Genomic DNA, 23,616 nt, shown 5'->3' with positions numbered 1-23,616 from the left:
ATGGCACTTTCCGATATCGCCCGCAAAGTCGAATCCACCGCGAATGCTTATTCTCTCAAGCGCTCAGCACGCAAGGGCTGGCGCCCCAGTGTTACTGGCTATGCCGGCTACGGCAATGAGGAATTCGTCCACGTGCTGGGGCGGGTTCTCATGCATGACCCTGCCGCCGAAGAGCGCGATACGTGGGCTCAACGCGGATACCGCCAGTTCTTCACCATCCAAGTCACTCACCACGAGGTCGAAGTTACTGTTGGCGGGAAGACGGTAGCGGGCGCCACGAACGACAACGGCTATATCGACGTGCTAGTCCATGACCACGGGCTAGAACCCGGTTGGCACGGGGTCACCATCCGTGCCAAGGGCGCCGCGGAGGCCAGCGCGGAGGTCCTCATCGTGGACAAAGACACGACCTTCGGTGTGGTCAGCGATATCGATGACACCATCATGGTGACGTGGCTACCACGCGCGATGATTGCGGCGTGGAATTCCTGGGTCAAGCGCACCAATACGCGCAAACCCGTAGAAGGCATGGCCAGCTTTTACCGCGAGATCTCCCAACAGCACCCAGAGGCTCCCTTCATCTACCTCTCCACCGGTGCGTGGAACACCTATGACACTTTGGTGAATTTCATGGCGGAAAACGGGTTCCCTCGCGGCCCGCTACTGCTGACGGATTGGGGGCCGACACCCACCGGCCTCTTCCGCAATGGCCTCGAGCACAAGCGCGTCCAATTGCGAAACCTGTTCATCGCTTTCCGCAAACTGCGTTGGCTGCTCATCGGTGATGATGGCCAGCACGATCCCTTAACCTATGCCGACGCGGCAGCGGAGCACCCCAACCATGTGGCCGCAGTTGCCATACGCAACCTCACCCCGCAGGAGCAGCTGCTCTCCCATGGTTCGCTCGCTCCCTTGGTGAAGGTCAACGAACAGTCTTCTTTCAATATTCCGCTCATTCAAGGCACTGACGGTAACGCCCTTGCCCGTGCCTACCGCACGCTTCCTTCCAGTTAGGACGATAAGAAAAGGCGCGCAGCGGCCCAGGAGGCTTCTTCTTTGAAGGTCTCTGAGCGCTGCGCGCCGTGAACGCAATGAAGCGTTAGTTGACGGTGTGGACAATCATGACATCGCAATCAGACTGACGTGCGACATCCGCCGGAACCGAACCAAGCAGGCGGCCGGTCAGGGAATTGATTCCACGGTTACCCACGATGAGCAGGTCTGCCTTGTTGTCGTTGACAATGGACATCAGGGCCTGAACCGGGGTGCCCGGGCGCACAGCGGTCTCCACCTTCGTCACGCCGAACTTCTCTGCGTGCTCCTTGCCGGAGGCGAGGTTGGCCTGGGCCTTCTCATCACCGAGAATCGTCACAGAATCCTGGCGCAAAGTCTTGGAAGCCTGCTCCTGGTTCTCGTAGTAGGCGCAACCGATGATGAGAGTGGCATCGAAGGCTGCGGCGATCTTGGCGGCGCGCTCCACTGCAAGCAGGGAGGACTTGGAACCGTCGGTGCCGACCACGATCTTGTTGTAATCGCTCATGATGACCTTTCTTCGCTGGCCCCAACCATGAGGCCACCGCTTGACAAAATTTTAAAGCTTTTGCGCACCCGCTAGTCTAACAACGCTGGCGCGTTCACGTCGATCAGCGCGCACGAGGCGCAGCGCGCCATGTTCTGTCCTAGTCAGTGGTGTTGACCACCACGACGTCGGCGTGGGCTTTACGAGTGAGCTCCGTCGCTACAGAGCCAAAGACGCGACCCCGCACCGAGTGAATTCCCTTGTTGCCCACGACGAACATATCCACGTCGTAGTCCTTGCCCACCTCGAGGAGCGAATTCACAGGATCACCGGACTTAGCAATGATTTCAATGCGCTTCGCACCCTCACCGTGCGCAATCTCCGCGGCATTGTTGAGGAAGCTTTCGGACATCTCTTCGCTCACCACCGGTACTCGTGCGTCCTCTGAGTTCGGGGCGCCGAGCATCGAACCCGAGTGGTTGTAGAAAGCGGACACGATAATCAGCGTGGCGTCATAGGCGCGCGCCATTGATGCGGCAGATTGGACAGCGCGCATGGAAGTCTGCGAGCCATCGGTTCCGACGGCGATCACGTTGTAGCTCAGCATAATTCTCCTTATAAGTAGCGATTAATCCTTAATAGTATGACACGGTCTTCTGCACAGAGATGGGTTTTACCCGCACATTGAGTGGGCAAAACTCTGAGCCCTGACGCGCGCCACTAGATCCCGGCCTCCTTAAGACCGCGTTGCTCCTTTTTCAGATCAGCAATCTCATCGCGCAAGCGCCCTGCTAACTCGAACTTGAGCTCGCGGGCTGCCTCGCGCATTTGAGTCGTTAGGTCGTCGATAAGCGCCTGCACCTCGTCGGCAGCCATGGAGGACACATCCGGCTTGTCGACGATCGCCGTGGGATCCGCGTCCTGCCCTTGCTCGTCGGCGTTCTCATAGACTTGATCCAAGATATCGGCGATCTTTTTGCGCAGCGGCTGCGGGTCGATGCCGTGCTCCTTGTTATAGGCAATCTGCTTCTCACGGCGGCGCTCAGTCTCCTCGATGGCCTCCTGCATCGAGTCCGTAATCTTATCCGCGTACATGATGACCTCACCAGAGACGTTTCGGGCGGCGCGGCCAATTGTCTGAATAAGCGAAGTAGTGGAACGCAGGAAACCTTCCTTATCGGCATCCAAAATGGCGACGAGTGACACTTCAGGGAGGTCGAGGCCCTCGCGCAGCAGGTTGATGCCCACGAGGACATCGAATTCACCCAAGCGCAGCTGCCGCAATAGCTCCACGCGCTGCAGCGTATCGATATCCGAGTGGAGGTAGCGCACCTTGATGCCATGCTCCAGAAGGTAATCGGTGAGGTCTTCTGCCATGCGCTTAGTCAAGGTGGTGACCAGTACACGCTCTTGCTTAGCGGTGCGGGCGCGGACCTCATCGATGAGGTCATCGATCTGGCCCTTGGTGGGCTTGACCGTCACCTTGGGATCTACGAGGCCGGTGGGGCGAATGACCTGTTCCACGAACTCGCCGCCGGAAGCCGTCATTTCGAAGTCACCTGGTGTGGCCGACATGTAGACGGTTTGGCCCACGCGCTCCTCAAACTCATCGAAGGTCAACGGCCGGTTGTCTACGGCAGAAGGCAAACGGAAGCCAAACTCCACGAGGTTGCGCTTGCGGGCCATATCGCCCTCAAACATGCCGCCGATCTGCGGGACGGTCACGTGAGACTCATCGATGATAGTGAGGAAGTCCTCGGGGAAATAATCCAAGAGCGTCGCCGGCGCGGAACCAGCGGGACGTCCGTCAACGTGGCGCGAATAGTTCTCAATGCCGGAGCAAAAGCCCACCTGTTCGATCATCTCAAGGTCATATTCGGTACGCATGCGCAGGCGCTGCGCTTCGAGCAACTTGCCGCGGTTCTCCAGCTCCGCGAGGCGCTCCGTGAGTTCCTCCTTGATGTCCTCGATGGCACGAGCCATGCGCTCTGGCCCAGCTACATAGTGCGTTGCGGGGAAGATTCTTACCTCGTCGACCCGCTCCAGCACGTCGCCCGTCAAGGGGTGGATGTAGTAGAGCTCGTCCACGTCATCGCCGAAGAACTCGATGCGCACAGCGCGCTCTTCATAGGCGGGGATAATATCCACGGTATCGCCCTTGACGCGGAAGGTTCCGCGCGTAAAGCCCACGTCATTGCGCTCATACTGGATATCCACGAGCAAGCGCAGGAAGCGATCCCGGTCGATCTCCTCCCCTTCCTCCAGCACAACAGAACGATCGAGATAGGACTGCGGCGTGCCCAGGCCATAGATGCACGACACAGAAGAAACCACAACCACATCACGGCGGGATAAAAGAGCTGACGTGGCGGAGTGGCGCAGGCGTTCCACGTCCCCGTTAATGGAGGAATCCTTTTCAATGTAGGTATCCGTCTGCGCGATATAGGCTTCCGGTTGGTAGTAGTCGTAATAAGAGACGAAATACTCCACCGCGTTGTGCGGGAGAAGCTGGCGCAGCTCATTCGCCAGCTGCGCTGCCAGCGTTTTATTCGGCGCCATCACGAGTGTTGGACGCTGCTGCTTTTCGATGAGCCAGGCGGCGGTCGCGGACTTACCGGTACCCGTGGCACCCATGAGTACCACGTCCCGCTCGCCGCGGCTGAGACGCTCATCCAGTTCCGCGATGGCGGCGGGTTGGTCGCCAGCGGGCTGGAATTCGGACTCAACACGGAACTCGGCTGAGCGCCGCTCGATTTCACCAACAGGGCGATGTTCGGAGACGGGCAGGATGGGGTGTTCAGCAGCAAAAGCCATGCTGACCAGTCTAACGCGCCCACCACGAAACCTGCTAGGCCCCACAGGCTGGGCAACCTGCCTCATCTGTGCCTGTGGAACGAGACCTCACTGCATTTTAGGGCAACGCGGCGCGCGTCCTGCGCAACCACAGTTCAAGCTCACCCGTGGTTTCCCACAGCGCATAAATCGGGGAACTGTTGGGTTCCATCGCTGTGTTGATTTTCTTGCGCAACCAGGCCCGGGTCTGCGGTGTGCGCAATACCTTGACGTCATCCGCGCTAATTCCAGCGGGGAGCCTATCTACAGGCGTGGTGGCCAATGCACCCAGGGCGATGATTACCCCAGCATCGTCGACATCGATGGGAGAATCCACGCAGCTTCTCTTAAACGTATCAAGATCGAAGGAGCCATCACGGATTGCCGCGAGCACTTCGCACGCGGCGTGATTATCAAAAGGCCCAACATCCCACGTTCCCATGAAGGTGCAGATTAAGCAGGGAAAGTGAACGGGGTGCGAGCACAAGGTAAATTTTGGCCACCATATCCTTTAAAAGTTGGCGCTCTCCGGCGCAGGATACGTGATGTGCACTACTCCGGCCTCTGCAAGAGAAAGCAAAGAAAATCCAAATACCACTAGCTTTCTGACCACGTAGCGCTGCTTGCTCTTAGGAAAGCGCGGAGCTTTTCGACGAGCCCGTCAACCTGCGAATCGAGCTTATCGCGAGCACCGTTGTTATCAATGATGAAATCAGCAGCGGCACGACGCACATCGTCTGGGATCTGCGCCGCTATCCGGCGGCGTGCATCCTCCTCATCCAGCCCGCGATACTCCACAAGACGGCGCACCCGCTCCGCCACTTCAACGTCAACGACGATGGTGGCGTCCATATCTTTGTGTAGACCCTTGTCCACGAGGAGCGGCATGTCATAAACCACGAAATCGGCTCCAGCGCGGCGCGCGGAGTCAAAGCGGGCCTGGGTCTCCTCCTGAATACGCGGGTGCGTAATGGAGTTGAGGAGATTGGTCTTCTCCCGGCTGGCGAAGGCGCGAGAAGCCAGCTGCCCTCGATCGAGGCTTCCATCGGCTTGAAGGATATCCTCCCCGAAAGCGTCCGCTAACTCAGCGAGCGCTGGTTGACCCGGTTCAACAATGTCCCGGGCTATCTGATCGGCATCCACTAATTCCCAGCCGTGGCGCACGAGAAGCTGCGCCACAGTCGATTTTCCACTGCCGATTCCGCCGGTGAGTCCAATGAGTTTCATACCGGCTTAGGATACGCGAAAGGCCGCCCCTCCCACAGCGGGGAGAAGCGGCCTTTCTGCAAGAACTACATCGTCTCGGACTAAGCGGCGGAGCCTATCCGAGAGGACTTAGTTTTTAGTTGCCAGCGAGCTTGTCGCGCAGAGCAGCAAGCTGCTCGTCGGAAGCGAGGGAGCCGCCAACCTCTGCCTGAGAATCGGATGCCGGAGCTGCATCCTGAGACTCGGAAGAGTAGTTGGAGTTGGCAGCGGACTCGGCGGCCTCAGCGGCTGCAGCACGGTTGCGCTCGATCTGAGCGGTGTGCAGGTTGAAGCGACGCTCGGACTCTGCGTAGCGAGCCTCCCAAGCCTGGCGCTGCTCGTCGTAGCCCTCGAGCCACTCGTTGGTCTCCGGGTCGAAGCCCTCCGGGAACACGTAGTTGCCCTGCTCGTCGTAGGAGTCAGCCATGCCGTACTTGGACGGATCGAACTCGTCGGTGTAGTCCTCGTCTGCCTGCTTAACGGACAGGGAGATGCGGCGACGCTCGAGGTCGATGTCGATGACCTTGACCATGACTTCCTGGCCAACGTTGACAACCTGGTCCGGAACCTCCACGTGGCGCTGAGCCAGCTCGGAGATGTGGACGAGGCCCTCGATGCCCTCCTCGACGCGAACGAAGGCACCGAACGGAACGAGCTTGGTGACCTTGCCCGGGACGATCTGGCCCACAGCGTGGGTGCGGGCGAAGACGCGCCACGGATCCTCCTGGGTTGCCTTCAGGGACAGGGACACGCGCTCGCGGTCCAGGTCGACGTCAAGAACCTCGACGGTGACCTCGTCGCCCACGGTGACAACCTCAGACGGGTGGTCGATGTGCTTCCAGGACAGCTCGGAAACGTGAACCAGGCCGTCGACACCGCCGAGATCGACGAAGGCGCCGAAGTTGACGATGGAGGAGACAACGCCCTTGCGGACCTGGCCCTTCTGCAGCTGGTGCAGGAACTCGGAGCGGACCTCGGACTGGGTCTGCTCGAGGTATGCGCGGCGGGACAGGACAACGTTGTTGCGCTGCTTGTCCAGCTCGATGATCTTGGCCTCGAGCTCCTGGCCGATGTACGGCTCCAGGTCGCGAACGCGGCGCATCTCAACGAGGGAAGCCGGGAGGAAGCCACGGAGGCCGATGTCGAGGATGAGACCACCCTTGACAACCTCGATGACGGTACCGGTAACCGGCTCTTCCTTGGCGTGCAGCTCTTCGACGGCGCCCCAAGCGCGCTCGTACTGTGCGCGCTTCTTGGACAGGATCAGACGGCCTTCCTTGTCCTCCTTGGTGAGAACAAGTGCGTCGATCTGGTCGCCGACCTCGACAACCTCATCCGGGTTGACGTCGTGCTTGATGGAGAGCTCGCGGGACGGGATGACGCCTTCGGTCTTGTAGCCGATATCGAGCAGGACCTCATCGTGGTCAACCTTGACCACGGTGCCCTCGACGATGTCACCATCGTTGAAGTACTTGATGGTGGCGTCGACGGCAGCGAGGAAATCCTCTGCGGTTCCGATGTCGTTGATCGCAACCTGAGGGGTGTTAGAAGTTGGCATGTAGTTATGCTCCGAATAAACGTAGGAGATCGTAATTGGACAGTTACGTGTCTCTTGAAAAGCGTCATTAAGCAGCGCAGATGCGCAAGACTTAAGATGGATTTCAATCCCGACTCGCAGCCGAGCTGAGCTCTCCTACAGTAGCCCAGCGCGTCCCAAGTCATAGACACGCCCGTACAACCCTACATCCTCGCAGCTAAAACGGCAAATGCGCCATGGAATAAGAATCGAAAAAGATCAATGTCTTCTGTAACTTTTTCTGCGTCCTCAGCCAATCGTGATTTTTGGGATCGTGACGCCGATTCCTACCACGCCGAACATCCCGAGTATCTATCCTCTTTCTACTGGTGCCCCGAGATGCTGCACGAGGCTGATGCGCAGCTGCTTGGCGATGTCTCCTCCGCGACCGTCCTCGAGCTCGGCTGCGGATCCGCGCCCTGCACGCGGTGGCTGCAAGGACGCGCACGCTTTGCGACGGGCTTCGATCTCTCGTCCGGCATGCTCTCCCATGCCGAGGGTGGCCTACCGCTCGTTCAGGCTGATGTCCTAGCTCTTCCCTATCGTGATGAAGTCTTTGACATCGCCTTTTCTGCCTTCGGCGCCCTACCCTTCGTCGCCGACCTAGACGCGGCACTGCGCGAAGTCCACCGTGTTCTGCGACCTCATGGCCGCTTCGTCTTTTCCGTGCCGCACCCTATGCGTTGGGTTTTCCCTGACAATCCACAGGACCTCACCGCGGAGCTGTCCTATTTTGAGCGCGCCTACCTAGAACAGGACGCTAACGGTGAGCTCACCTACGCCGAGTTCCACCGCACGATGGGTGATTGGGTACGAGCACTGCAGGCTCGCGGTTCTTTCGAGATCTGCAACCTCATTGAACCCGAGTGGCCAGAGGGCCTCGACATCACTTGGGGCCAGTGGTCTCCTGAGCGAGGTGCGGTCTTTCCAGGTACCGCCATCTTCGTGTGCGAAGCACGTTAGGTCAGACACTGCCTCCCCTGGTATCGAATCAATCGGCTGCAGCGAACTAAGCTGACAGGCATGCTTCTAGAACGCCTCGGGATTTTCGTGCGCCGCACAGTGGCCTGGTGGATTGATGCCTTTCTCGCCGCCGCCATCATCGTGGCGCTCAAGTGGCTTATCAACCTCATCACCGATGGAGTGCTAACCGGCCGAGCGGGCGCGGTCTATGACATCGTCGCCCTTGCGCTCGTCTTCTACGTCTTCCGAGTGTGGATTGAGGCTGCAAAGCAGACCTCCCTGGGCAAGTGGTCGCTGAGGCTAGAGGTTATTGCTGAGCATCCCGGAATCGGCAGCGCAGCCGTTCGCAACAGCTGGCTCCTCCTCACACTTCTGGCATTGACAGGACTCCCCTTCGTGGAGGCAACCATCCTGGGCATCCTCGGTCTCAGTGTCCTGCTGCTGGGACAAACCCCATTCGACCTCCTTGCCGGGTGCTTGGTCGAGCGCCGCACGCCCACCGAGGACGAGCGCGCGGTGGGCTTAACCTAAGGCCTAGTGCGCCGCGGCATCCCAGTTCTTACCCACACCAACGGAGACTTCAAGGGGCACAGTCAACCCGATAGCCTTGTCCATCTCTCGCTCCAAGATGCGCTGCACGTCCTCCGCTTCGCCGGGAGCCACCTCCACGACAAGCTCATCGTGAACCTGGAGCAGCACACGCGATGCTAAACCTTCAAGCGCCCTGTCCACGCGGATCATGGCCACCTTGATGATGTCTGCTGCAGTTCCCTGGATGGGTGCATTCAAAGCAGCTCGCTCCGCATTTTCACGGGCAACACGATTATCAGAGTTCAGCTCCGGTAAGTAGCGGCGACGCCCAAAGACCGTGGAGGTGTAGCCATCCTTTCGGGCCTGCACGACAACTTCGTCGAGGTAACGCTTGACGCCACCGAAACGCTCGAAATAGCTCTCCATAATCTCTTTGGCCTCACGCGCCGGAATTCCCAGCTGTTGCGATAGGCCGAAGGCGGAGAGACCATAGACCAAGCCATAGGACATGGCCTTGACTCGGCGGCGCAGCTCCGGGGTTACCTCATCCACCGGAACGTCAAAGACCTTGGAGCCGACATAGTTGTGGAGGTCCTCACCTTCGCGGTAGGCCTCAATAAGCCCCGGATCAGCGGAGAGGTGCGCCATGACGCGCATCTCAATCTGTGAGTAGTCAGCCGTAATCAAGGTCTCGTAGCCTTCACCAACCACGAAGGCCGAACGGATCTGGCGTCCAGCCTCCGTGCGCACCGGGATATTCTGCAGGTTCGGCTCCGTCGACGACAAGCGTCCGGTTGAGGTCACCGTCTGATTAAACGTGGTATGAATACGACCATCTGGCTGAATGGTCTTGATGAGCCCCTCCAGCGTCGTCTTCATCTTCTGGTACTCGCGGTGCGCCAGCAGGTGGTCTAGGAACGGGTGCGGGTGCGTGGCAGCAAGCTGCTCAATTTCCTTAGCGGCGGTCGAATAACCTGTCTTAGTCTTCTTCGTCTTCGGCATATCGAAGGTATCGAAGAGCACCGCCTGCAACTGCTTCGGGGAGTTCAGATTAAGTGATTCATCACCAGCCAACTCGCGGGCGGCGCGTTCCTGCTCATTGACCTGCTCGATGAAGGCATCGCGCTGCGTTTCCAAGACGTCTCGGTCGACCGCAATACCAGCGGCCTCCATCTGGGCCAGGATGCTCACGAGTGGCAACTCAAGGTCTGTATACAGCTCGAAGGAGTCAATCTCCTGGAGTTGACGCGTCAGTTCTGCTGCTAGTTCCATAATGGCAGCGGCCTGATCCACCAGCGGGTTTTCATCCAAGATGGAAAGCTGCTCTGTCGCTGCTCCCAGGGACTTCTGCAGATGGCGCTGGTACACGTCCGTCAACGCATACGTGCGCTGACCCGGACGCAGGAGGTAGGCAGCGAGGGCTGTGTCATGGGCGATTCCGCGCAGTTCGATCCCTCGCCCCGCCAGCATGTGCCAAGCAGCCTTTGCCTCGTGCAAATACTTCGGCGCATCTGACGACAACCACGCGGCGAGCGCGGCGTCGTCCTCAGCATCGAGATCTGCTAACTCAATCTGGCGGCCCTCAAAGGAGGAATCAACCAGTGCCAGTGCCGCAGCATCACCCGCGCCCGGGGTCCCATCGCCCTGCACGAATACCGCGACATGTTCCTTGCCCTTGATCCACTCAGTCAGCCGTGTATCCACCACGGTCACCGTTACCTCTGGTGCTTCCTCTACCGCAGCAGCCTCGGCGGCGGCGTCATGAGGAACGGCGTTGAGGACTCGCTCGCGCAAGTTGGTACCAAACTCCAGCTCATCGAAACGTGCCGCGACTTCGTTGGCGACCGCACCCTTGAATTCCAAATCCGCCGGGCCGACCTCTAGGTCCATATCCGTCACCATCTGGGTGAGCTGTCGGTTGAGCTTGACCTGCTCGATGCGATCGCGGAAGTTCTGCCCCGCCACGCCCTTGATTTCTTCGGCATGCTCGATGAGGCCATCGAGGGAGCCATACTGGGTAATCCACTTCGTGGCGGTTTTCTCCCCCACCTTAGGGACAGACGGCAGGTTATCGGAAGGGTCGCCGCGCAGGGCTGCGAAATCTGGGTATTGCTTGGGGCTCAGGCCGTACTTCTCCTTCACCGCCTCTGGAGTGAAGCGATGCAGCTTGGACACCCCACGCATGGGATAGAGGACGGTCGTGGAGTCGTCGACAAGCTGCAGATAGTCGCGGTCACCAGTGACCAAGAAGGTCTCATAATCTGCGCCCGCCTCGGTGGACAACGTGGCCACGATGTCATCTGCCTCGAAATTCTCGCGCGAGAGCGTGGTGATTCCCAGCGTTTCCAGCACGTCCCGGATGAGCTCAACTTGGCCGCGGAACTCTTCGGGGGCGGCCTCACGCTGCGCCTTGTACTCGGGGAACATGTCAGTGCGAAAGGTCTTGCGGCCCACATCGAAAGCTACAGCGACGAAGTCTGGCTTCTCCTCGGCCAGGATATTCGCCAACATGGAAAGGAATCCGTACACAGCGTTCGTGTGCTGGCCGCCCGAGGTTGAAAAGTTCTCCGCGGGCAGTGCATAAAATGCGCGAAAGGCCATGGAGTGGCCGTCAATGAGCAAGAGTCGGGGCTGAGAAGTAGTCACCCGGCCCATCCTAACGTGTTGCATGGAGCGGCACCGTTGAGGGCCTTAGGCAGGCAATTAGGTTCACGTTGGTCTACTGCGCTACTATCGTTGCTTGTGCGCCCCTGTAGCCCAATTGGCAGAGGCAACGGATTCAAAACCCGTGTAGTGTGAGTTCGAGTCTCACCAGGGGCACAATGTCACCCCACAACAGAGTCTGTTGTGGGGTGTTAGCGTTTTTTCAACTGAGAGGAACCCGTTTCTATGCGTCGCACTATCATCGCTTTGAGCACCGCGGTTGCCCTTACTCTGGGTGGTACCACCGTGGCTACCGCTGCAGAATCGAGCGCTAATAAAGAGGTCCTTCCCAAGATCGAAGGTTCCTCCTACTACCAAGAGCTGCGTAAATCTGCGGCTTTCTCGGATGATCCGCAGCTCAACACTTTCGCCACTGTGCTTCTCGATGGCCTTGTAGGCCTCGCTGCCTTCGCCATCTTGGGTTCAATCTACGGCGAGATAGCTAAGCGCCTGCCCATGTAAAAGGCGTATAACCTTCCGTAAATTGAATAGTTTGCATAAGCCTGTTGTGCGGTGAGAGAATAAAAAGTCATCTGCTCACCCACTCTTCCCGGCACGGCAATCCCACCGGGTAGACAGTCAAGGTTACTTTCGGTTTATGCATTATCTTTTTAACGCCATTCGCGGCGCCCTCATTGGCATGGCCGAGTTAGTCCCCGGAATCTCCGGCGGCACCGTTGCGCTCATCGTCGGCATCTATGAGCGCGCTTTGCATAACGCCAATGATCTCATCTCCGGCCGTTTCAAGAAGGTCGAATGGGGCTTCCTCGTCTCCGTAGCCGTCGGCATGTTCGCCGCTGTTTTCGGTTTCTCCACGATCCTCCATAACTTTGTGGAGGGTCAGGTTTCGCTATCCAGCGCCCTCTTCCTCGGCATGGTCGCCGTCTCCATCGTCGTGCCACTGAGCATGATGTCGCGTTTTTCTCCCGCGTCCATCGCCGCGCTTGTTATCGCCGCCGTCGCAATCTTCTTCGTCACCGGCTTCACCTCCACCCCAGTAGAAGACCCCAACCTTGTCGTGGTCTTCATAGCGGCCATGGTGGCTGTGTGTGCGCTCGTTCTTCCTGGTGTCTCAGGCTCCCTTATCTTGCTGACGATGGGCCTCTACGCGCCGATCATCGGTGCAGTCTCGGACCGCAACATGATCGTCGTGGGTGTCTTCGCACTCGGCGCGGTGTGCGGCCTCGCGGCTTTCGTCAAGGTGTTGAACTACCTGCTGGATAATCACCGCGATATCACCCTCGCGGCCATGGCCGGCTTCATGCTCGGCTCCCTGCGCGCGTTGTGGCCGTGGGGCGCTGACCAAGATGCTTCCACACCGCTCATCCTGCTTATGTTCGCGATTGGCGGCATCATCGTGGCCATTTTCATCGTTGTGGACCGGCGCAAAGCCGCAAGCTACCAAGAGAGTTAAAGCATGATTAAGAAAACGGGCATCGTGGGCGTCGTCGGAGCACTTGCCGCTACTGTTCTTTCCGGCTGCGTCACCAACGAGGAGCCGGCGCTGCCAGAAGGCTGGTCCGAGCCCAACGTGGAGAAAGTTCCCGAGATTGCCGCGATGTATGAGGACGCAGATGGAGTCCTCACCGTGGGCACGAACCCACCATTCGCACCTTTCGAGTTCAAGGATTCCGATGGCTCGATCATCGGCTTGGAAATGGACCTAGCCAATGCAGTCGCCCAAGTGTTGGGGCTCGAGTTCCAGCCGGTAGAGCAAGACTTCTCCATGATCTTGCCGGCGGTTCAGTCGGGACAGATTGATCTCGGCGGTTCCGGGTTCACCGATACCGAAGAGCGCCGGGAGAACTTCGATTTCGTCGACATCCTCTACGCCGGTATTCAGTGGGCCAAGCTCACCGATGGCCCCCACGAGGTAGACCCATCTAACCCTTGTGGCCTCACCGTCGCGGTGCAACGCACCACGGTGTCGGAGACCGACGATCTGCGCCCCAAACAGGAGGCCTGCGATGGCAATCTGACCATCCTGCCCTATGACACAAGCGATAACGCCGCTCTTGCGGTTTTGATGGGCCGCGCGGATGCGCTCTCAGCAGATTCACCAGTCTCTGCTTGGGCTGTCAACCGCTCAGATGGACGTATGTCCATGGTCGGCGAGATGTTCGACGCCGCGCCCTACGGCTTCGCCGTCCCGAAGGATTCCGACCTCGGCCCTGCCGTAGCGGCGGCGCTCCAGCATCTCATCGATACCGGGGCATACGCCGAAATTCTCGATAAATGGGGTGTTAACGACGGACTCGTCGAACACGCAATGATTAACGAAAGGCCGATCAATGACTAACTCCTCTCTCCCAGCAGCGTCGGAGTCGTCGGCTTCGACTACCCCAGAAAAGATCGAAGCCCGCCCACTGCGCCACCCTTGGCGCTGGGTCTTTGCTACCCTCCTCGCGTTGCTTGCCGTATGGTTCATCATCTCCTCGGCGCGCAATGAAGCCTTCGGATGGGGAACCTACTTCCAGTATCTTTTCGATACTCGGATTGCCACCGCTGCACTGCACACCATTGCTATTACGATTCTGGCGATGATCATTGGCGTCGTGGGCGGTGCGGCCCTCGCGGTGATGCGTATGTCCCCTAACCCTGTGCTGGGTGGCGTGTCGTGGGTCTTCCTGTGGCTCTTCCGTGGCACCCCAATCTACGTACAGCTGGTCTTCTGGGGTCTACTTTCGGCCCTCTATCAATCCATCAACCTTGGATTCACAGAGATTTCCCTCACCGAGGTACTTAATAACGCATTCCTCCTGTCGGTTTTGGGCTTGGGCCTAAACGAGGCCGCGTACATGGCGGAGATTGTCCGCTCCGGTATCTCTTCTGTTCCGGAGGGCCAAAAGGAAGCCAGCAAGGCCTTGGGAATGGGCTGGTGGATGACCATGCGCCGCACGGTGCTCCCGCAGGCCATGCGCATCATCATCCCGCCGACTGGCAACGAGTTTATTTCACTGCTCAAGACTTCTTCTCTTGTCGTGGCAATTCCCTACACGGCGGAGATTTTTGGCCGCGCCACGGACATTTCCGCTGCGCTCTTCGAGCCCATCCCCCTGCTCATGGTCGCGGCGACGTGGTACCTGGCCATCACTTCCCTGCTCATGGTGGGCCAGTACTTCTTGGAGCGCCGCTTTGAGCGCGGCGCCACCCGCGAGCTCACCGGCCGCCAGCTGGCCGCGCTTGCGGACGCCGAAGGAACTATCCCCCGCAACGTCTCTGTCATCCCGGAGGTAAAGAACTAATGCCGACTCCCATGATTTCCGCGCAGAATGTGCACAAGTCTTTCGGCCAGCTCGAAGTTCTCAAAGGTATCGACCTCACCGTCATGCCTGGCGAGGTCACGTGCCTACTGGGCCCCTCTGGTTCCGGTAAGTCCACCTTCCTACGCTGCTGTAATCACCTGGAGAAGGTCACGGCCGGCCGCCTCTACATCGACGGCGAACTCATCGGTTTCCGCGAGCGCAATGGCGTGCTTTATGAAATCTCCGAGAAGGAAGCTGCAGCCCAGCGCCAAGATATCGGCATGGTCTTCCAGCAGTTCAATCTGTTTAGCCATCGCACCGTGCTGGAGAACATCATCGAGGCCCCCGTCCAGGTAAAGAAGCAGAGCCCGGAGCAGGCGAAGAAGAAGGCCATGGAGCTGCTGGAAAAGGTTGGCCTCGCGCACAAGGCGGATGCCTACCCGGTACAGCTCTCTGGTGGTCAGCAGCAGCGTGTCGCCATTGCCCGCGCGGTTGCCATGGACCCGAAGCTCATGCTTTTCGACGAACCCACCTCGGCCCTCGACCCCGAGCTCGTCGGTGAGGTGCTCCGCGTGATGAAGGAACTTGCCGCCGATGGCATGACCATGCTCGTCGTGACCCACGAGATGGGCTTTGCCCGGGAGGTCGCCGACAACATCGTCTTCATGGACGGCGGCAGCGTCATCGAAACCGGCACCCCGGAGCAGGTCTTGGACAATCCTCAGCACCAACGGACGAAGGATTTCCTCTCTTCGCTCTTGTAGAACGCTTGGGCAGTTCTCTACTTGAACCCGTCCAAGACAAAACTCCGGCCAGTCCGCAAAGGGTAACTGGCCGGAGTTTCGGGCTTCAGGGAAAGACGTGGGCTCTACTCGGAGTCGCCTTCGTCTTCCGCAGTCTCAGCGGGCTCTTCGGACTCCTCGGAAGAGGCCGAGGCCATCGGGCTATCCGCAGACTGGTATTGGATGACGTCATCCAGCACCGCGTGGATATAAGGCGCGGCCTTGTCATTAGAGTATTCGGAAGCAAGCTCCACGCCTTCAACAAGCGCGGTAGCGTTCGGAACATCCGCGTTGAAGAGGATTTCCCATACCGATACGCGCATGATCGCGCGGTCAACGGCGGGAATGCGCTCGAGCGACCACTCGCTGGAGAGGTAACGAGCAATCGCATCGTCGATGGCATCCAGCTCTTCAGCTGCTCCACTGACAATTTCGCGGGTGTAGTCCGCGATCGGCGCCACGCCGTTTTCCGGATCACGAGCAAGCTCGACGCGGTCTTCCACGATAGCTACCGGATCAACGTCGCGTGATTCTGCCTCGAAGAGAATATCCGCAGCTCGGCGGCGCGCGCGGTAGCGCGCGGTGTGCCGCTTATAGTTTGGCTCTGGTTGGGTCATTTTAGTTGTTGACGCGGGAGAGGTATTCGCCGGTACGGGTATCGATCTTAAGAACGTTTCCGATCTCGATGAACAGCGGAACCTGGATCTCGGCGCCGGTCTCGAGTGTCGCCGGCTTGGTGCCGCCGTTGGAGCGGTCACCCTGCAGACCCGGCTCGGTGTGCTCAACCTTCAGGTCAACGGAGATCGGCAGCTCGCCGAACAGAGCCTCGCCGTCATGGAAGGAGACCTGCACGCGCATGTTTTCCAGGAGGAACTTGCCAGCGTCGCCGAACTTATCAAACGGCAGCTCGTACTGCTCGTAGGTCTTATCATCCATGACCACGTAGTTCTGGCCATCGTTGTACAGGTAGGTCATGTCGCGGCGGTCAACGTTGGCGGTCTCCACCTTCACGCCAGCGTTAAAGGTCTTGTCGGTGACCTTGCCAGAGACCACATCCTTGAGCTTGGTACGCACGAATGCAGGACCCTTGCCAGGCTTGACGTGCTGGAATTCAACGATCTGCTGCAGCTTGTTGTCGATCTTCAGAACGAGGCCGTTCTTGAAATCAGTGGTATCTGCCATGAAATGACTCTCCCAAATTACTTGTAGTCGAAACTATGAAAACAGTGTCTAAGCATACCTCACGCGCCGCACCAGCGGCGCGAAGGGGTGCTGGCTACAGCACCTGAAGTTCCTTCGGATAGGCCGTGATGATCTTTGGCGCCCCTGAGGTGATAAAGAGGCTGTCCTCAATACGTACACCGCCCTTACCCGGAACGTAGATGCCCGGCTCAATGGTCAGCGTCATTCCTTCGGCCAGCTCGCCCTTGCCGGTTTGCGCAGCGGAGGGTCCTTCGTGCACGTCGAGGCCGATGCCGTGGCCAGTCGAGTGAACGAAATACTCGCCATAGCCGGCCTCAGTGATGATGTCACGGCAGGCCGCGTCGACGTCGACAAGCTTGGCACCTGGCACCGCCGCCTTCACGCCAGCTTCCTGGGCGCGCAGGACAATGTCGTAGATTTCACGGGCGAAGTCAGTGACCTCACCGATAACGAAGGTGCGGGTGCAGTCGGAGTTAAAGCCGCGCAGGTGGGCTCCGAAGTCGATCGTGACCAAATCTCCCTTGCGCAACTCGCGGTCATCCGCGCCGTGGTGTGGCTTAGCGGAGTTCTCACCGGAAGCCACAATGGTGTCAAAGCTCACACGTTCCGAACCGAGCATGCGCATGCGGTACTCCAAATCAGCAGCGACCTGACGTTCCGTGCGCCCAGCGGCAACCTCCCCGGCCTCCACGAGATCGGTGAGTGCCTGATTTGCCAGGGCAGCGATTTCCTCGAGCTTCTGCAGCTCAACACGATCCTTGACCAAGCGGATCTTCTCAATCACGCCGGTGACCGGTACCAGCGTCACGCCCTCCGGCTTCGCCTTCTCCAGACGCTCCAGTTGTGAGACGGTGAGGTAGTCGGCTTCATAGCCCACGCGTAGATCTTGGGAAACCTGCCCCAGCAAGTGCGGGCCCACATCGCGACCGAGGCTGGCTTCAATGTCTGGAACCTCTTCGGCGATCTGCGTGGTATAGCGACCGTCCGTTGCCATGAGCGCGGAGAGGTCCTTGCGCAACAGCAGTCCACCATTCGACCCCGAGAACCCGGTCAAGTAACGCACGTGCGTCAGGTGGGTAACGATAATGGCGTCAATGCGCTGACCAGTCAGCTCAGTCATGAGCTTGCGGCGGCGGTTGCTATAACGAGTATCGGCTAATGCCATGAGAGAACCACTCCAATCAATTCAAGCGATACTTCATGATAGCTAATGCGCCAGGAAGTACCCCAGTGCCGCGACATAGCCATAAGAACCGAGGCCCGCAATAACACCGCGAGCGATGGGGCTTATGTAAGAGTGCTGCCGGAACGCTTCCCGCGCATGCACATTGGAGAGGTGTACCTCAACGAATCCTGGGCCATCGGCTACCTCCGCCAAGGCATCACGCAGGGCCACCGAGGTATGTGTAAAACCACCCGGGTTGATGATGACCGGCCAGCCCTCATCGGCAGCGCGATGCACCTGTTCAATGAGTTCGCCCTCGTGGTTGGATTGGAAGAAGACGATCTCTTCCTCCCCCGCCGCCGCACGGACGCGAGTCTCTATATCCTCCAAGGTTTCGCTGCCATAGATTTCTGGCTGGCGCTTGCCCAGGCGGTTAAGGTTCGGGCCGTTGAGGACGAGAATAGTCATGGCGAACTCCTTAAATTCCTAAGCGGTGAGCTGCGCGTAGGCTGCGCGCAGCTCCTCATCAGTGGCATCTTCCAATCGCGTGGTTTCCCCGATCCCGGTGAGCGCTACAAAGCGGATGTGGCCGCCGCGGTTTTTCTTGTCATGGCGCATTGCATCCAGCAGCTCCTCGAAATGTCCCTGCTCATAAGTGGTCGGCAGCCCGATCCGGGTCAAGATGTCGCGGTGCGTGGCCACGAGGTTGGCATCGATAAGCCCGCGCGCGTGGGATAGGTGAGCAATGAACATCATTCCCACCGCCACCGCGCGGCCGTGGCGCCACGAGTAATTCTCGCGACGCTCCACTGCGTGGCCGAAGGTGTGACCGTAATTGAGGGTCTCGCGCAGCCCGGATTCCTTCAAGTCCTGGCCCACCACGTGTGCCTTGACCGCAATAGAACGCTCGATGAGCTCCGGCAGCAGGCCGTCGGGCTCAAGACATGCAGCGGCATCCTTCAGGTAGTGCTCAATGATCTGCGGGTCATGGATGAAGCCAGTCTTGATGATTTCTGCAGAACCGGCGACTATTTCGTCGGCCGGTAGCGTGCGCAAATGATCCAGATCAACAAAGACTGAGTCCGGCTCGTGGAAAGCCCCAACCAGGTTCTTTCCCGCGGCGGTGTTGATGCCGGTTTTGCCGCCCACGGCGGCATCCACCATGGCGAGCAACGTCGTCGGTGCCTGAATCACCGGGATACCGCGCATCCACGTGGCCGCAGCAAACCCAGCCAGGTCTGTCACCGCACCACCGCCTAGGCCAATGACTGCGTCACGGCGACTAAACCCTGCCTCGCCGAAAATATCCCACAAGCGAGCGAGCACGTCGAGCTGCTTTGCGGCTTCGGCATCGGGGACCGCAACTGAGGTGGCTTTAATCCCCTGTGCTCGAGCCTGTTCAACTAGGTCATGGGCAGCTTGCGCGAGCGGCGGTTGGTGGATGATTGCGACCTTAGCCGCACCAATCGCCGCGGCGCGCTTAATCATGGCGGTACTCAGGCCACTGCCAAGAGTGACCTCATAAGGTGATGGTCCATTAACAGCAATGGTGTGCATGGGTGGTGCTCCTTTGGCTGGGGTGGCAAGGTTCGTGAGGCGTTGACATGTAGCGGGTAAAGAAGGTTCGTTTTCCTAGAAGGTTTCGAGGAAGCTCAAGATGTCACCCACCACCTGCTGCGGGGAGCGCACACCCGTGCGCACCTTTAGGTCAGCCACCTCGCTGTAGAGGGGCCGGCGCGCTTCCAAAAGCTGGGTGTAGTGCGCCAGCGGGTCCGCAGACTCCAGCACAGGTCGGTTGCTATCCCCCAGCGTGCGGGTTACGCCTTCTTCGGGAGTGATATCAAGGAATACAACAGTCAGGCCATCGAGCAGGGCTCGCGTGGATTCAGTCAGTACTGCCCCGCCGCCTAAACTCACCACACCAGTAGTGGCGAGTGCCTCGCGCACTACTTCGGCTTCGACCTCACGGAATGCTGGTTCACCCAGCTCAGAGAAAACCTCGCCGCAAGCCTTGCCGTAGCGGGCCTCGATAAGGGCATCGGAGTCAACAACCTCGCAGTTCAGCGCCCGGGAGAGGCGCCTGCCAATCGTGGTCTTTCCGGAACCGGGAGGCCCTACGAGAACGACGTGCGGGGAGTTCATGCCTCACCCCAATCCAGGCGGCTAGCCACGTAATCCTGGTAGGCAGCAATGTTTCGCTTGGTCTCGGCCAAGCTATCGCCACCAAATTTCTCCAACACGGCACGCGCAAGGACGAGAGCTACCATGGCTTCGGCCACTACACCAGCCGCTGGAACTGCGCAGACATCAGAACGCTGATGGATGGCAGTGGCTGCCCCACCGGTGGACATATCAACGGTCTTCAGGGCACGCGGGACCGTGGAAATCGGCTTCATCGCCGCACGCAAACGCAGCGTCTGGCCGTTGGTCATACCGCCTTCCAGACCACCAGCGCGGTTGGTCTCACGATCCACACCATTGTCAGTGCGGACCATTTCATCGTGTGCCTCGCTACCGCGGCGGCGGGCCTCAGCGAAACCATCGCCGACCTCGACGCCCTTGATCGCCTGAATACCCATCAAGGCGGCGGCGAGCTGTGCGTCGAGGCGGTCTTCACCCGAGGTGTGCGAGCCCAAGCCAATCGGCAAGCCCTCCACGATGACCTCTACGATGCCGCCGAGGGTATCGCCCTGCTTCTTGGCGGTCTCGATTTCTGAAATCATCGATTCCTCTGCGGCCTTATCGCAGGCACGTACCGGTGAAGCATCAATAGCCTCAAGGTCCGCGAAGCTAGGGTGCGGGCCCTCATAAGGTTCAGAGGCACCAATGGAGATGACGTGGGACAGCACCTCGACTCCCAGGGTTTCGCGGAGGAAGTTGCGCGCGACCGTGGCTGCGGCCACGCGAGCAGCGGTTTCACGCGCGGAGGAGCGCTCCAAGATGGGGCGAGCCTCGGAGTGATCAAACTTCACCATTCCAGCGAAATCGGCGTGACCGGGACGCGGGCGAGTCAGCGGGGCACCGCGACCGGAGGCCATAGCTTTAGCGACCTCTGGGTCCTCAAGATCCAAGGCCTCGGGCGACATGATGGTAGTCCACTTTGGCCACTCCGTGTTGCCGATCATGATCGCGATGGGGCTTCCCAGGGTAAGACCGTGGCGGATGCCGCTGAGCAGAGTGAGATCATCGGCCTCGAACTTCATGCGGGCGCCCCGGCCATAGCCGAGGCGGCGGCGAGAGAGCTGGAGAGCAATATCGTCTTGAGAAATGGGAACCCCGGCTGGCATGTGCTCAATGAGTGCAACGAGTGCCTGGCCGTGAGATTCACCTGCGGTAGTCCAACGAAGCATGCGGACTATTATCACACGCCAGGGTTTCCTTCGGGGCCACTAGGCCGACTATTACACCGTGTCGGGGCAAAATATCACGACAAGTCCTGCGGCAATCAGCATCCCGGGTCCATGCGCAGGTGTCCTATCCCTGGCTATATAGCCCCAGAGCACCGTGCTTAACGACGCCCCCATCATCGCCAGCGCGACCCCCGGTACTCCCGCCGCATGGGCGGTCACCATTCCTAGCGGCAGCGCCAGCTTTAGGTCTCCCCCGCCCACGCTTCCGGCACGGCTCAGCAAGGCAACCAGAATATAAAGTCCTGGCCACAGCAGCCCGGCAGGGTCGAACCACCACAGCGACAGTACGGCGGCAGGCAGGGTCAAATAGTTAGGCAGGCGTTTGAAACGCAGGTCATAAATAATTAAGGTGCACCCCCACGCCAAGAAAAGCACGTCCCCCATGGTCCCGCAGCCTACCGCGTGGGCGGACAAGACGCACGCGGTAAGCTGCGGGGAATTGCTTAGAGCAGCTTGAGCGCCTTGTTGAGCGCCGCCAGCATCTCTGCCCGCGGGGCGGTGTGCCCGGTAAATTGCTCAAACTGTGAATAGGCCTGGTTCGCCAGCATGATGTGCCCGCCGACGGTCGGGTAGCCATCAGCGGCCGCATACACTGTGAGCGGAGTAGGCCACGGATCGTAAACAACGTCAAAGACCGGCGCCTTGGCCAGCTGCGTCAGGTATCCCTCCACCGCAGCAGAGGGCACGGTGGAGACAAGGAGATCTGCTGCTCTCGCAAGCCCTGCTAGATCATCCTCGAAGTCTGCCGCATAGAGCGTGAGACCGAGGGCCTCAGCGAGCGGGCGCAGCTCTGCTAAACGGTCGGAGCGATTCAACACGGTAACATGCTTCACGCCGCGCTGAGCCAGACCCCACAGGACCGGCCGCGCGGTACCGCCGGCGCCGATGAGCAGCGCCGAAGACGGCTGGGAAGAGCCCAGAAGCTCATCCAGCGCGCCCAGCACGCCTTCGGTATCCGTGTTATCCGCGCGCCACCCTTCCGAGGTGCGCACCAAGGTGTTCGCGGAGCCGATGAGCTCAGCTCGATCGCTGACGATATCAGCACAGGCGAGGGCATCGAACTTGAGCGGCATGGTGACGGAGAAACCGCAGTACTCCTCGCCTACTTCGGCGAGGAAGGCGGGCAAGTCCGTCACCTCATGCTTGGTATAGTCCCACTCCTTCAGGCTCAAGGCCTCATACCCTGCGTTATGCAGGACTGGTGAAAGCGAGTGGGCAATGGGGCTGCCCAAGACTGCGGCGCGCGGCATCAGATTACTGCTCCTCGGCCGGTGCCTCACCAACGGCCTCGCGCTGGCTGTCCAGGATGCCGGAGCGCACCGCATCATCAACGTTGGCGAGGTGCTCATCGTAGTTATCGGTAAACACCGTGGTGCCCTTGTCATCGACGGTGACAAAGAAGAGCCAGTTACCTTCCGCTGGGTTCTCCATGGCCTGGATAGCTTCCTCCGAAGGAGAGGCAATCGGCGAATCAGGAAGACCGTCCTTGGCATAGGTATTCCATGGCGTCTCGCGGTGGCGGTCCTCATCGGTGGTGGCCAGCTCCACGTCCTCGAGGCCATAGTTCACGGTGGAGTCCAACTCCAGGCGCATCGGCTCATCGAGACGGTTGAGGATCACTCGAGCAACCTTGTCGAATTCACCAGCCGGGGACTCGCGCTCCACCAGGGAAGCCGCAGTCAGAAGCTCATAGGGCTTCAAACCAATTGCTTGGGCGCGGTCAACGATGTTGGTGTCGTTGTACTTCTTCGTCGAGCGGGTGATCAGATCCGTCAGAATCTCCTGGGCATCCATGTTCGGGTCGAGCACATACTGGCCTGGGGCAATCAGCCCCTCAAGGCGCTTCGGGTCCTCGCCTCGTGCGCGAACCTCTTCCAGGGCCCACTCCGGTGCGCCCAGCTCAGCCGGGTCCACGGTGGCCGCAATCTTCTCGAGCTCTTCAGCGGAAACGCAGCCGCCTTCCTTACACGAAACCTGGGAAATCAAGGAGTAAATGCCGTAGCGAACATCACCGCCGAGCACATTGACATCGAGCAGCGTTGCACCGCCTTGGACGTCGAGGAGGTCCACCATATTAGCTTCATCGAGCAGCGCTTCGACGGCTGCCTTCGCGCTCATCTCCTCCTGGAGACGGTAGAAGCCGGGCTTGATTTGGCTTGCGCGTGGGTTGGAGTTGGCCGCTGAGGAGAAAGCTTCGGATGTCTTCACCACGTTCTTTTCTGCCAGCTCGGGTGCCAGTTCACCCATGGATGAGCCTTCTGGGACCTGAACGAGCTGGGTTACTCCATTACCTTGTCCCTCGTAGTCCAAGGTGCTGCCTCCTCCCAACAGGCGGAAACCGATGTAGCCGAGTCCACCGATGATGAGGACCAAGCTCGCAATGAGCACGGCCATGCCGCGCTGACGGCGCTTGACATATTGAGGTTCCATCGAGCGTCCGAT

At 59.4% G+C, this 23,616-nt stretch carries 25 protein-coding genes and 1 tRNA gene; 9 read left to right on the top strand and 17 right to left on the bottom strand.

The window, feature by feature from the left end:
* Positions 1–1,014, top strand: coding sequence for an App1 family protein (locus HMPREF2537_RS08035; RefSeq protein WP_070527624.1), 1,014 nt, complete (start codon positions 1–3; stop codon positions 1,012–1,014).
* 85 nt (positions 1,015–1,099) lie between these two features.
* Here the strand turns inward: HMPREF2537_RS08035 and HMPREF2537_RS08030 are convergent, their stop codons facing one another.
* The 6 genes from HMPREF2537_RS08030 to rpsA all read right to left on the bottom strand — a co-directional run bounded on the left by HMPREF2537_RS08030 (position 1,100) and on the right by rpsA (position 7,154).
* Complete coding sequence (locus tag HMPREF2537_RS08030; protein WP_010190091.1) at positions 1,100–1,540, bottom strand: universal stress protein; 441 nt, start codon at positions 1,538–1,540, stop codon at positions 1,100–1,102.
* Positions 1,541–1,679: 139 nt separating this feature from the next.
* On the bottom strand, positions 1,680–2,126 hold the full coding sequence (locus HMPREF2537_RS08025; protein ID WP_070527492.1) for a universal stress protein: 447 nt from the start codon (positions 2,124–2,126) through the stop codon (positions 1,680–1,682).
* Positions 2,127–2,239: 113 nt separating this feature from the next.
* On the bottom strand, positions 2,240–4,333 hold the full coding sequence (gene uvrB / locus HMPREF2537_RS08020) for an excinuclease ABC subunit UvrB (RefSeq protein ID WP_070527489.1): 2,094 nt from the start codon (positions 4,331–4,333) through the stop codon (positions 2,240–2,242).
* Between the two features lie 97 nt (positions 4,334–4,430).
* A complete protein-coding gene (locus HMPREF2537_RS08015; RefSeq protein ID WP_246818739.1) occupies positions 4,431–4,793 on the bottom strand; it encodes a DUF4259 domain-containing protein in 363 nt (120 codons plus the stop codon).
* A gap of 155 nt (positions 4,794–4,948) precedes the next feature.
* Entirely contained in the window at positions 4,949–5,578 is a 630-nt protein-coding gene (coaE, locus tag HMPREF2537_RS08010) for a dephospho-CoA kinase (RefSeq protein WP_070527483.1), read from the bottom strand.
* Positions 5,579–5,693: 115 nt separating this feature from the next.
* Positions 5,694–7,154, bottom strand: a complete 1,461-nt coding sequence (gene rpsA, locus HMPREF2537_RS08005) for a 30S ribosomal protein S1 (RefSeq protein WP_070527480.1) — start codon at positions 7,152–7,154, stop codon at positions 5,694–5,696.
* Positions 7,155–7,394: 240 nt separating this feature from the next.
* On the opposite strand from rpsA, the gene HMPREF2537_RS08000 reads away from it, so the two are divergent.
* Both HMPREF2537_RS08000 and HMPREF2537_RS07995 read left to right on the top strand, forming a co-directional pair.
* Positions 7,395–8,135 carry a class I SAM-dependent DNA methyltransferase gene (locus HMPREF2537_RS08000; protein ID WP_070527477.1) on the top strand — a complete coding sequence of 247 codons (741 nt, stop codon included), beginning with the start codon at positions 7,395–7,397 and terminating at the stop codon, positions 8,133–8,135.
* A 60-nt stretch (positions 8,136–8,195) separates the two neighbouring features.
* Positions 8,196–8,666 carry an RDD family protein gene (locus HMPREF2537_RS07995; protein ID WP_070527474.1) on the top strand — a complete coding sequence of 157 codons (471 nt, stop codon included), beginning with the start codon at positions 8,196–8,198 and terminating at the stop codon, positions 8,664–8,666.
* Positions 8,667–8,669: 3 nt separating this feature from the next.
* Here the strand turns inward: HMPREF2537_RS07995 and polA are convergent, their stop codons facing one another.
* Positions 8,670–11,321, bottom strand: coding sequence for a DNA polymerase I (gene polA, locus HMPREF2537_RS07990; RefSeq protein WP_070527472.1), 2,652 nt, complete (start codon positions 11,319–11,321; stop codon positions 8,670–8,672).
* Positions 11,322–11,412: 91 nt separating this feature from the next.
* Between polA and HMPREF2537_RS07985 the strand changes: the two genes are divergently transcribed.
* The 6 genes from HMPREF2537_RS07985 (at position 11,413) to HMPREF2537_RS07960 (ending at position 15,378) form a co-directional block, all read left to right on the top strand.
* Positions 11,413–11,486: transfer RNA gene (locus tag HMPREF2537_RS07985), tRNA-Leu, on the top strand.
* Positions 11,487–11,555: 69 nt separating this feature from the next.
* Positions 11,556–11,831, top strand: coding sequence for a hypothetical protein (locus tag HMPREF2537_RS07980; RefSeq protein ID WP_070527469.1), 276 nt, complete (start codon positions 11,556–11,558; stop codon positions 11,829–11,831).
* A gap of 136 nt (positions 11,832–11,967) precedes the next feature.
* A complete protein-coding gene (locus HMPREF2537_RS07975) occupies positions 11,968–12,783 on the top strand; it encodes a DUF368 domain-containing protein (protein ID WP_070527466.1) in 816 nt (271 codons plus the stop codon).
* A 3-nt stretch (positions 12,784–12,786) separates the two neighbouring features.
* Positions 12,787–13,668, top strand: coding sequence for an ABC transporter substrate-binding protein (locus HMPREF2537_RS07970; RefSeq protein WP_070527463.1), 882 nt, complete (start codon positions 12,787–12,789; stop codon positions 13,666–13,668).
* Positions 13,661–14,614, top strand: a complete 954-nt coding sequence (locus tag HMPREF2537_RS07965; RefSeq protein ID WP_070527460.1) for an amino acid ABC transporter permease — start codon at positions 13,661–13,663, stop codon at positions 14,612–14,614. Before HMPREF2537_RS07970 ends, HMPREF2537_RS07965 begins: the two co-directional genes overlap by 8 nt.
* Positions 14,614–15,378: an amino acid ABC transporter ATP-binding protein gene (locus tag HMPREF2537_RS07960; RefSeq protein ID WP_070527457.1), complete on the top strand. Its 765-nt coding sequence runs from the start codon at positions 14,614–14,616 to the stop codon at positions 15,376–15,378. Before HMPREF2537_RS07965 ends, HMPREF2537_RS07960 begins: the two co-directional genes overlap by 1 nt.
* Positions 15,379–15,482: 104 nt before the next feature.
* On the opposite strand, the gene nusB is transcribed toward HMPREF2537_RS07960, so the two are convergent.
* From nusB to mltG, 10 genes are all read right to left on the bottom strand, one after another.
* On the bottom strand, positions 15,483–16,013 hold the full coding sequence (nusB, locus tag HMPREF2537_RS07955) for a transcription antitermination factor NusB (RefSeq protein WP_070527455.1): 531 nt from the start codon (positions 16,011–16,013) through the stop codon (positions 15,483–15,485).
* 1 nt (position 16,014) lies between these two features.
* Entirely contained in the window at positions 16,015–16,578 is a 564-nt protein-coding gene (efp, locus tag HMPREF2537_RS07950) for an elongation factor P (protein WP_070527452.1), read from the bottom strand.
* 94 nt (positions 16,579–16,672) lie between these two features.
* A complete protein-coding gene (locus HMPREF2537_RS07945; RefSeq protein WP_070527449.1) occupies positions 16,673–17,764 on the bottom strand; it encodes a M24 family metallopeptidase in 1,092 nt (363 codons plus the stop codon).
* 42 nt (positions 17,765–17,806) lie between these two features.
* Positions 17,807–18,232, bottom strand: a complete 426-nt coding sequence (gene aroQ / locus HMPREF2537_RS07940) for a type II 3-dehydroquinate dehydratase (RefSeq protein ID WP_070527446.1) — start codon at positions 18,230–18,232, stop codon at positions 17,807–17,809.
* An 18-nt stretch (positions 18,233–18,250) separates the two neighbouring features.
* Positions 18,251–19,321 carry a 3-dehydroquinate synthase gene (gene aroB / locus HMPREF2537_RS07935; RefSeq protein ID WP_070527443.1) on the bottom strand — a complete coding sequence of 357 codons (1,071 nt, stop codon included), beginning with the start codon at positions 19,319–19,321 and terminating at the stop codon, positions 18,251–18,253.
* 75 nt (positions 19,322–19,396) lie between these two features.
* A complete protein-coding gene (locus tag HMPREF2537_RS07930) occupies positions 19,397–19,906 on the bottom strand; it encodes a shikimate kinase (protein ID WP_070527440.1) in 510 nt (169 codons plus the stop codon).
* Positions 19,903–21,114, bottom strand: a complete 1,212-nt coding sequence (aroC, locus tag HMPREF2537_RS07925) for a chorismate synthase (RefSeq protein WP_070527437.1) — start codon at positions 21,112–21,114, stop codon at positions 19,903–19,905. Before aroC ends, HMPREF2537_RS07930 begins: the two co-directional genes overlap by 4 nt.
* Before the next feature lie 51 nt (positions 21,115–21,165).
* Complete coding sequence (locus HMPREF2537_RS07920; protein ID WP_070527433.1) at positions 21,166–21,558, bottom strand: prepilin peptidase; 393 nt, start codon at positions 21,556–21,558, stop codon at positions 21,166–21,168.
* Between the two features lie 59 nt (positions 21,559–21,617).
* Positions 21,618–22,424, bottom strand: coding sequence for a shikimate dehydrogenase (locus HMPREF2537_RS07915; protein ID WP_070527431.1), 807 nt, complete (start codon positions 22,422–22,424; stop codon positions 21,618–21,620).
* Positions 22,425–22,428: 4 nt separating this feature from the next.
* Positions 22,429–23,604, bottom strand: a complete 1,176-nt coding sequence (mltG, locus tag HMPREF2537_RS07910; RefSeq protein WP_070527621.1) for an endolytic transglycosylase MltG — start codon at positions 23,602–23,604, stop codon at positions 22,429–22,431.
* Between the last annotated feature and the right edge of the window lie 12 nt (positions 23,605–23,616).

The sequence above is a fragment of the Corynebacterium sp. HMSC074E01 genome (genome assembly GCF_001808885.1).
Taxonomy (GTDB): domain Bacteria; phylum Actinomycetota; class Actinomycetes; order Mycobacteriales; family Mycobacteriaceae; genus Corynebacterium.
This window is presented reverse-complemented; position numbering and strand designations above follow the sequence as displayed.

Excerpts from the sequence above, each read along its gene's own strand:
- HMPREF2537_RS08035 (WP_070527624.1), top strand. The coding sequence starts at position 1 with ATGGCACTTTCCGATATCGCCCGCAAAGTCGAATCCACCGCGAATGCT.
- HMPREF2537_RS08030 (WP_010190091.1), bottom strand. The coding sequence starts at position 1,540 with ATGAGCGATTACAACAAGATCGTGGTCGGCACCGACGGTTCCAAGTCC.
- HMPREF2537_RS08025 (WP_070527492.1), bottom strand. The coding sequence starts at position 2,126 with ATGCTGAGCTACAACGTGATCGCCGTCGGAACCGATGGCTCGCAGACT.
- uvrB (WP_070527489.1), bottom strand. The coding sequence starts at position 4,333 with ATGGCTTTTGCTGCTGAACACCCCATCCTGCCCGTCTCCGAACATCGC.
- HMPREF2537_RS08015 (WP_246818739.1), bottom strand. The coding sequence starts at position 4,793 with ATGGGAACGTGGGATGTTGGGCCTTTTGATAATCACGCCGCGTGCGAA.
- coaE (WP_070527483.1), bottom strand. The coding sequence starts at position 5,578 with ATGAAACTCATTGGACTCACCGGCGGAATCGGCAGTGGAAAATCGACT.
- rpsA (WP_070527480.1), bottom strand. The coding sequence starts at position 7,154 with ATGCCAACTTCTAACACCCCTCAGGTTGCGATCAACGACATCGGAACC.
- HMPREF2537_RS08000 (WP_070527477.1), top strand. The coding sequence starts at position 7,395 with ATGTCTTCTGTAACTTTTTCTGCGTCCTCAGCCAATCGTGATTTTTGG.
- HMPREF2537_RS07995 (WP_070527474.1), top strand. The coding sequence starts at position 8,196 with ATGCTTCTAGAACGCCTCGGGATTTTCGTGCGCCGCACAGTGGCCTGG.
- polA (WP_070527472.1), bottom strand. The coding sequence starts at position 11,321 with ATGGGCCGGGTGACTACTTCTCAGCCCCGACTCTTGCTCATTGACGGC.
- HMPREF2537_RS07980 (WP_070527469.1), top strand. The coding sequence starts at position 11,556 with ATGCGTCGCACTATCATCGCTTTGAGCACCGCGGTTGCCCTTACTCTG.
- HMPREF2537_RS07975 (WP_070527466.1), top strand. The coding sequence starts at position 11,968 with ATGCATTATCTTTTTAACGCCATTCGCGGCGCCCTCATTGGCATGGCC.
- HMPREF2537_RS07970 (WP_070527463.1), top strand. The coding sequence starts at position 12,787 with ATGATTAAGAAAACGGGCATCGTGGGCGTCGTCGGAGCACTTGCCGCT.
- HMPREF2537_RS07965 (WP_070527460.1), top strand. The coding sequence starts at position 13,661 with ATGACTAACTCCTCTCTCCCAGCAGCGTCGGAGTCGTCGGCTTCGACT.
- HMPREF2537_RS07960 (WP_070527457.1), top strand. The coding sequence starts at position 14,614 with ATGCCGACTCCCATGATTTCCGCGCAGAATGTGCACAAGTCTTTCGGC.
- nusB (WP_070527455.1), bottom strand. The coding sequence starts at position 16,013 with ATGACCCAACCAGAGCCAAACTATAAGCGGCACACCGCGCGCTACCGC.
- efp (WP_070527452.1), bottom strand. The coding sequence starts at position 16,578 with ATGGCAGATACCACTGATTTCAAGAACGGCCTCGTTCTGAAGATCGAC.
- HMPREF2537_RS07945 (WP_070527449.1), bottom strand. The coding sequence starts at position 17,764 with ATGGCATTAGCCGATACTCGTTATAGCAACCGCCGCCGCAAGCTCATG.
- aroQ (WP_070527446.1), bottom strand. The coding sequence starts at position 18,232 with ATGACTATTCTCGTCCTCAACGGCCCGAACCTTAACCGCCTGGGCAAG.
- aroB (WP_070527443.1), bottom strand. The coding sequence starts at position 19,321 with ATGCACACCATTGCTGTTAATGGACCATCACCTTATGAGGTCACTCTT.
- HMPREF2537_RS07930 (WP_070527440.1), bottom strand. The coding sequence starts at position 19,906 with ATGAACTCCCCGCACGTCGTTCTCGTAGGGCCTCCCGGTTCCGGAAAG.
- aroC (WP_070527437.1), bottom strand. The coding sequence starts at position 21,114 with ATGCTTCGTTGGACTACCGCAGGTGAATCTCACGGCCAGGCACTCGTT.
- HMPREF2537_RS07920 (WP_070527433.1), bottom strand. The coding sequence starts at position 21,558 with ATGGGGGACGTGCTTTTCTTGGCGTGGGGGTGCACCTTAATTATTTAT.
- HMPREF2537_RS07915 (WP_070527431.1), bottom strand. The coding sequence starts at position 22,424 with ATGCCGCGCGCCGCAGTCTTGGGCAGCCCCATTGCCCACTCGCTTTCA.
- mltG (WP_070527621.1), bottom strand. The coding sequence starts at position 23,604 with ATGGAACCTCAATATGTCAAGCGCCGTCAGCGCGGCATGGCCGTGCTC.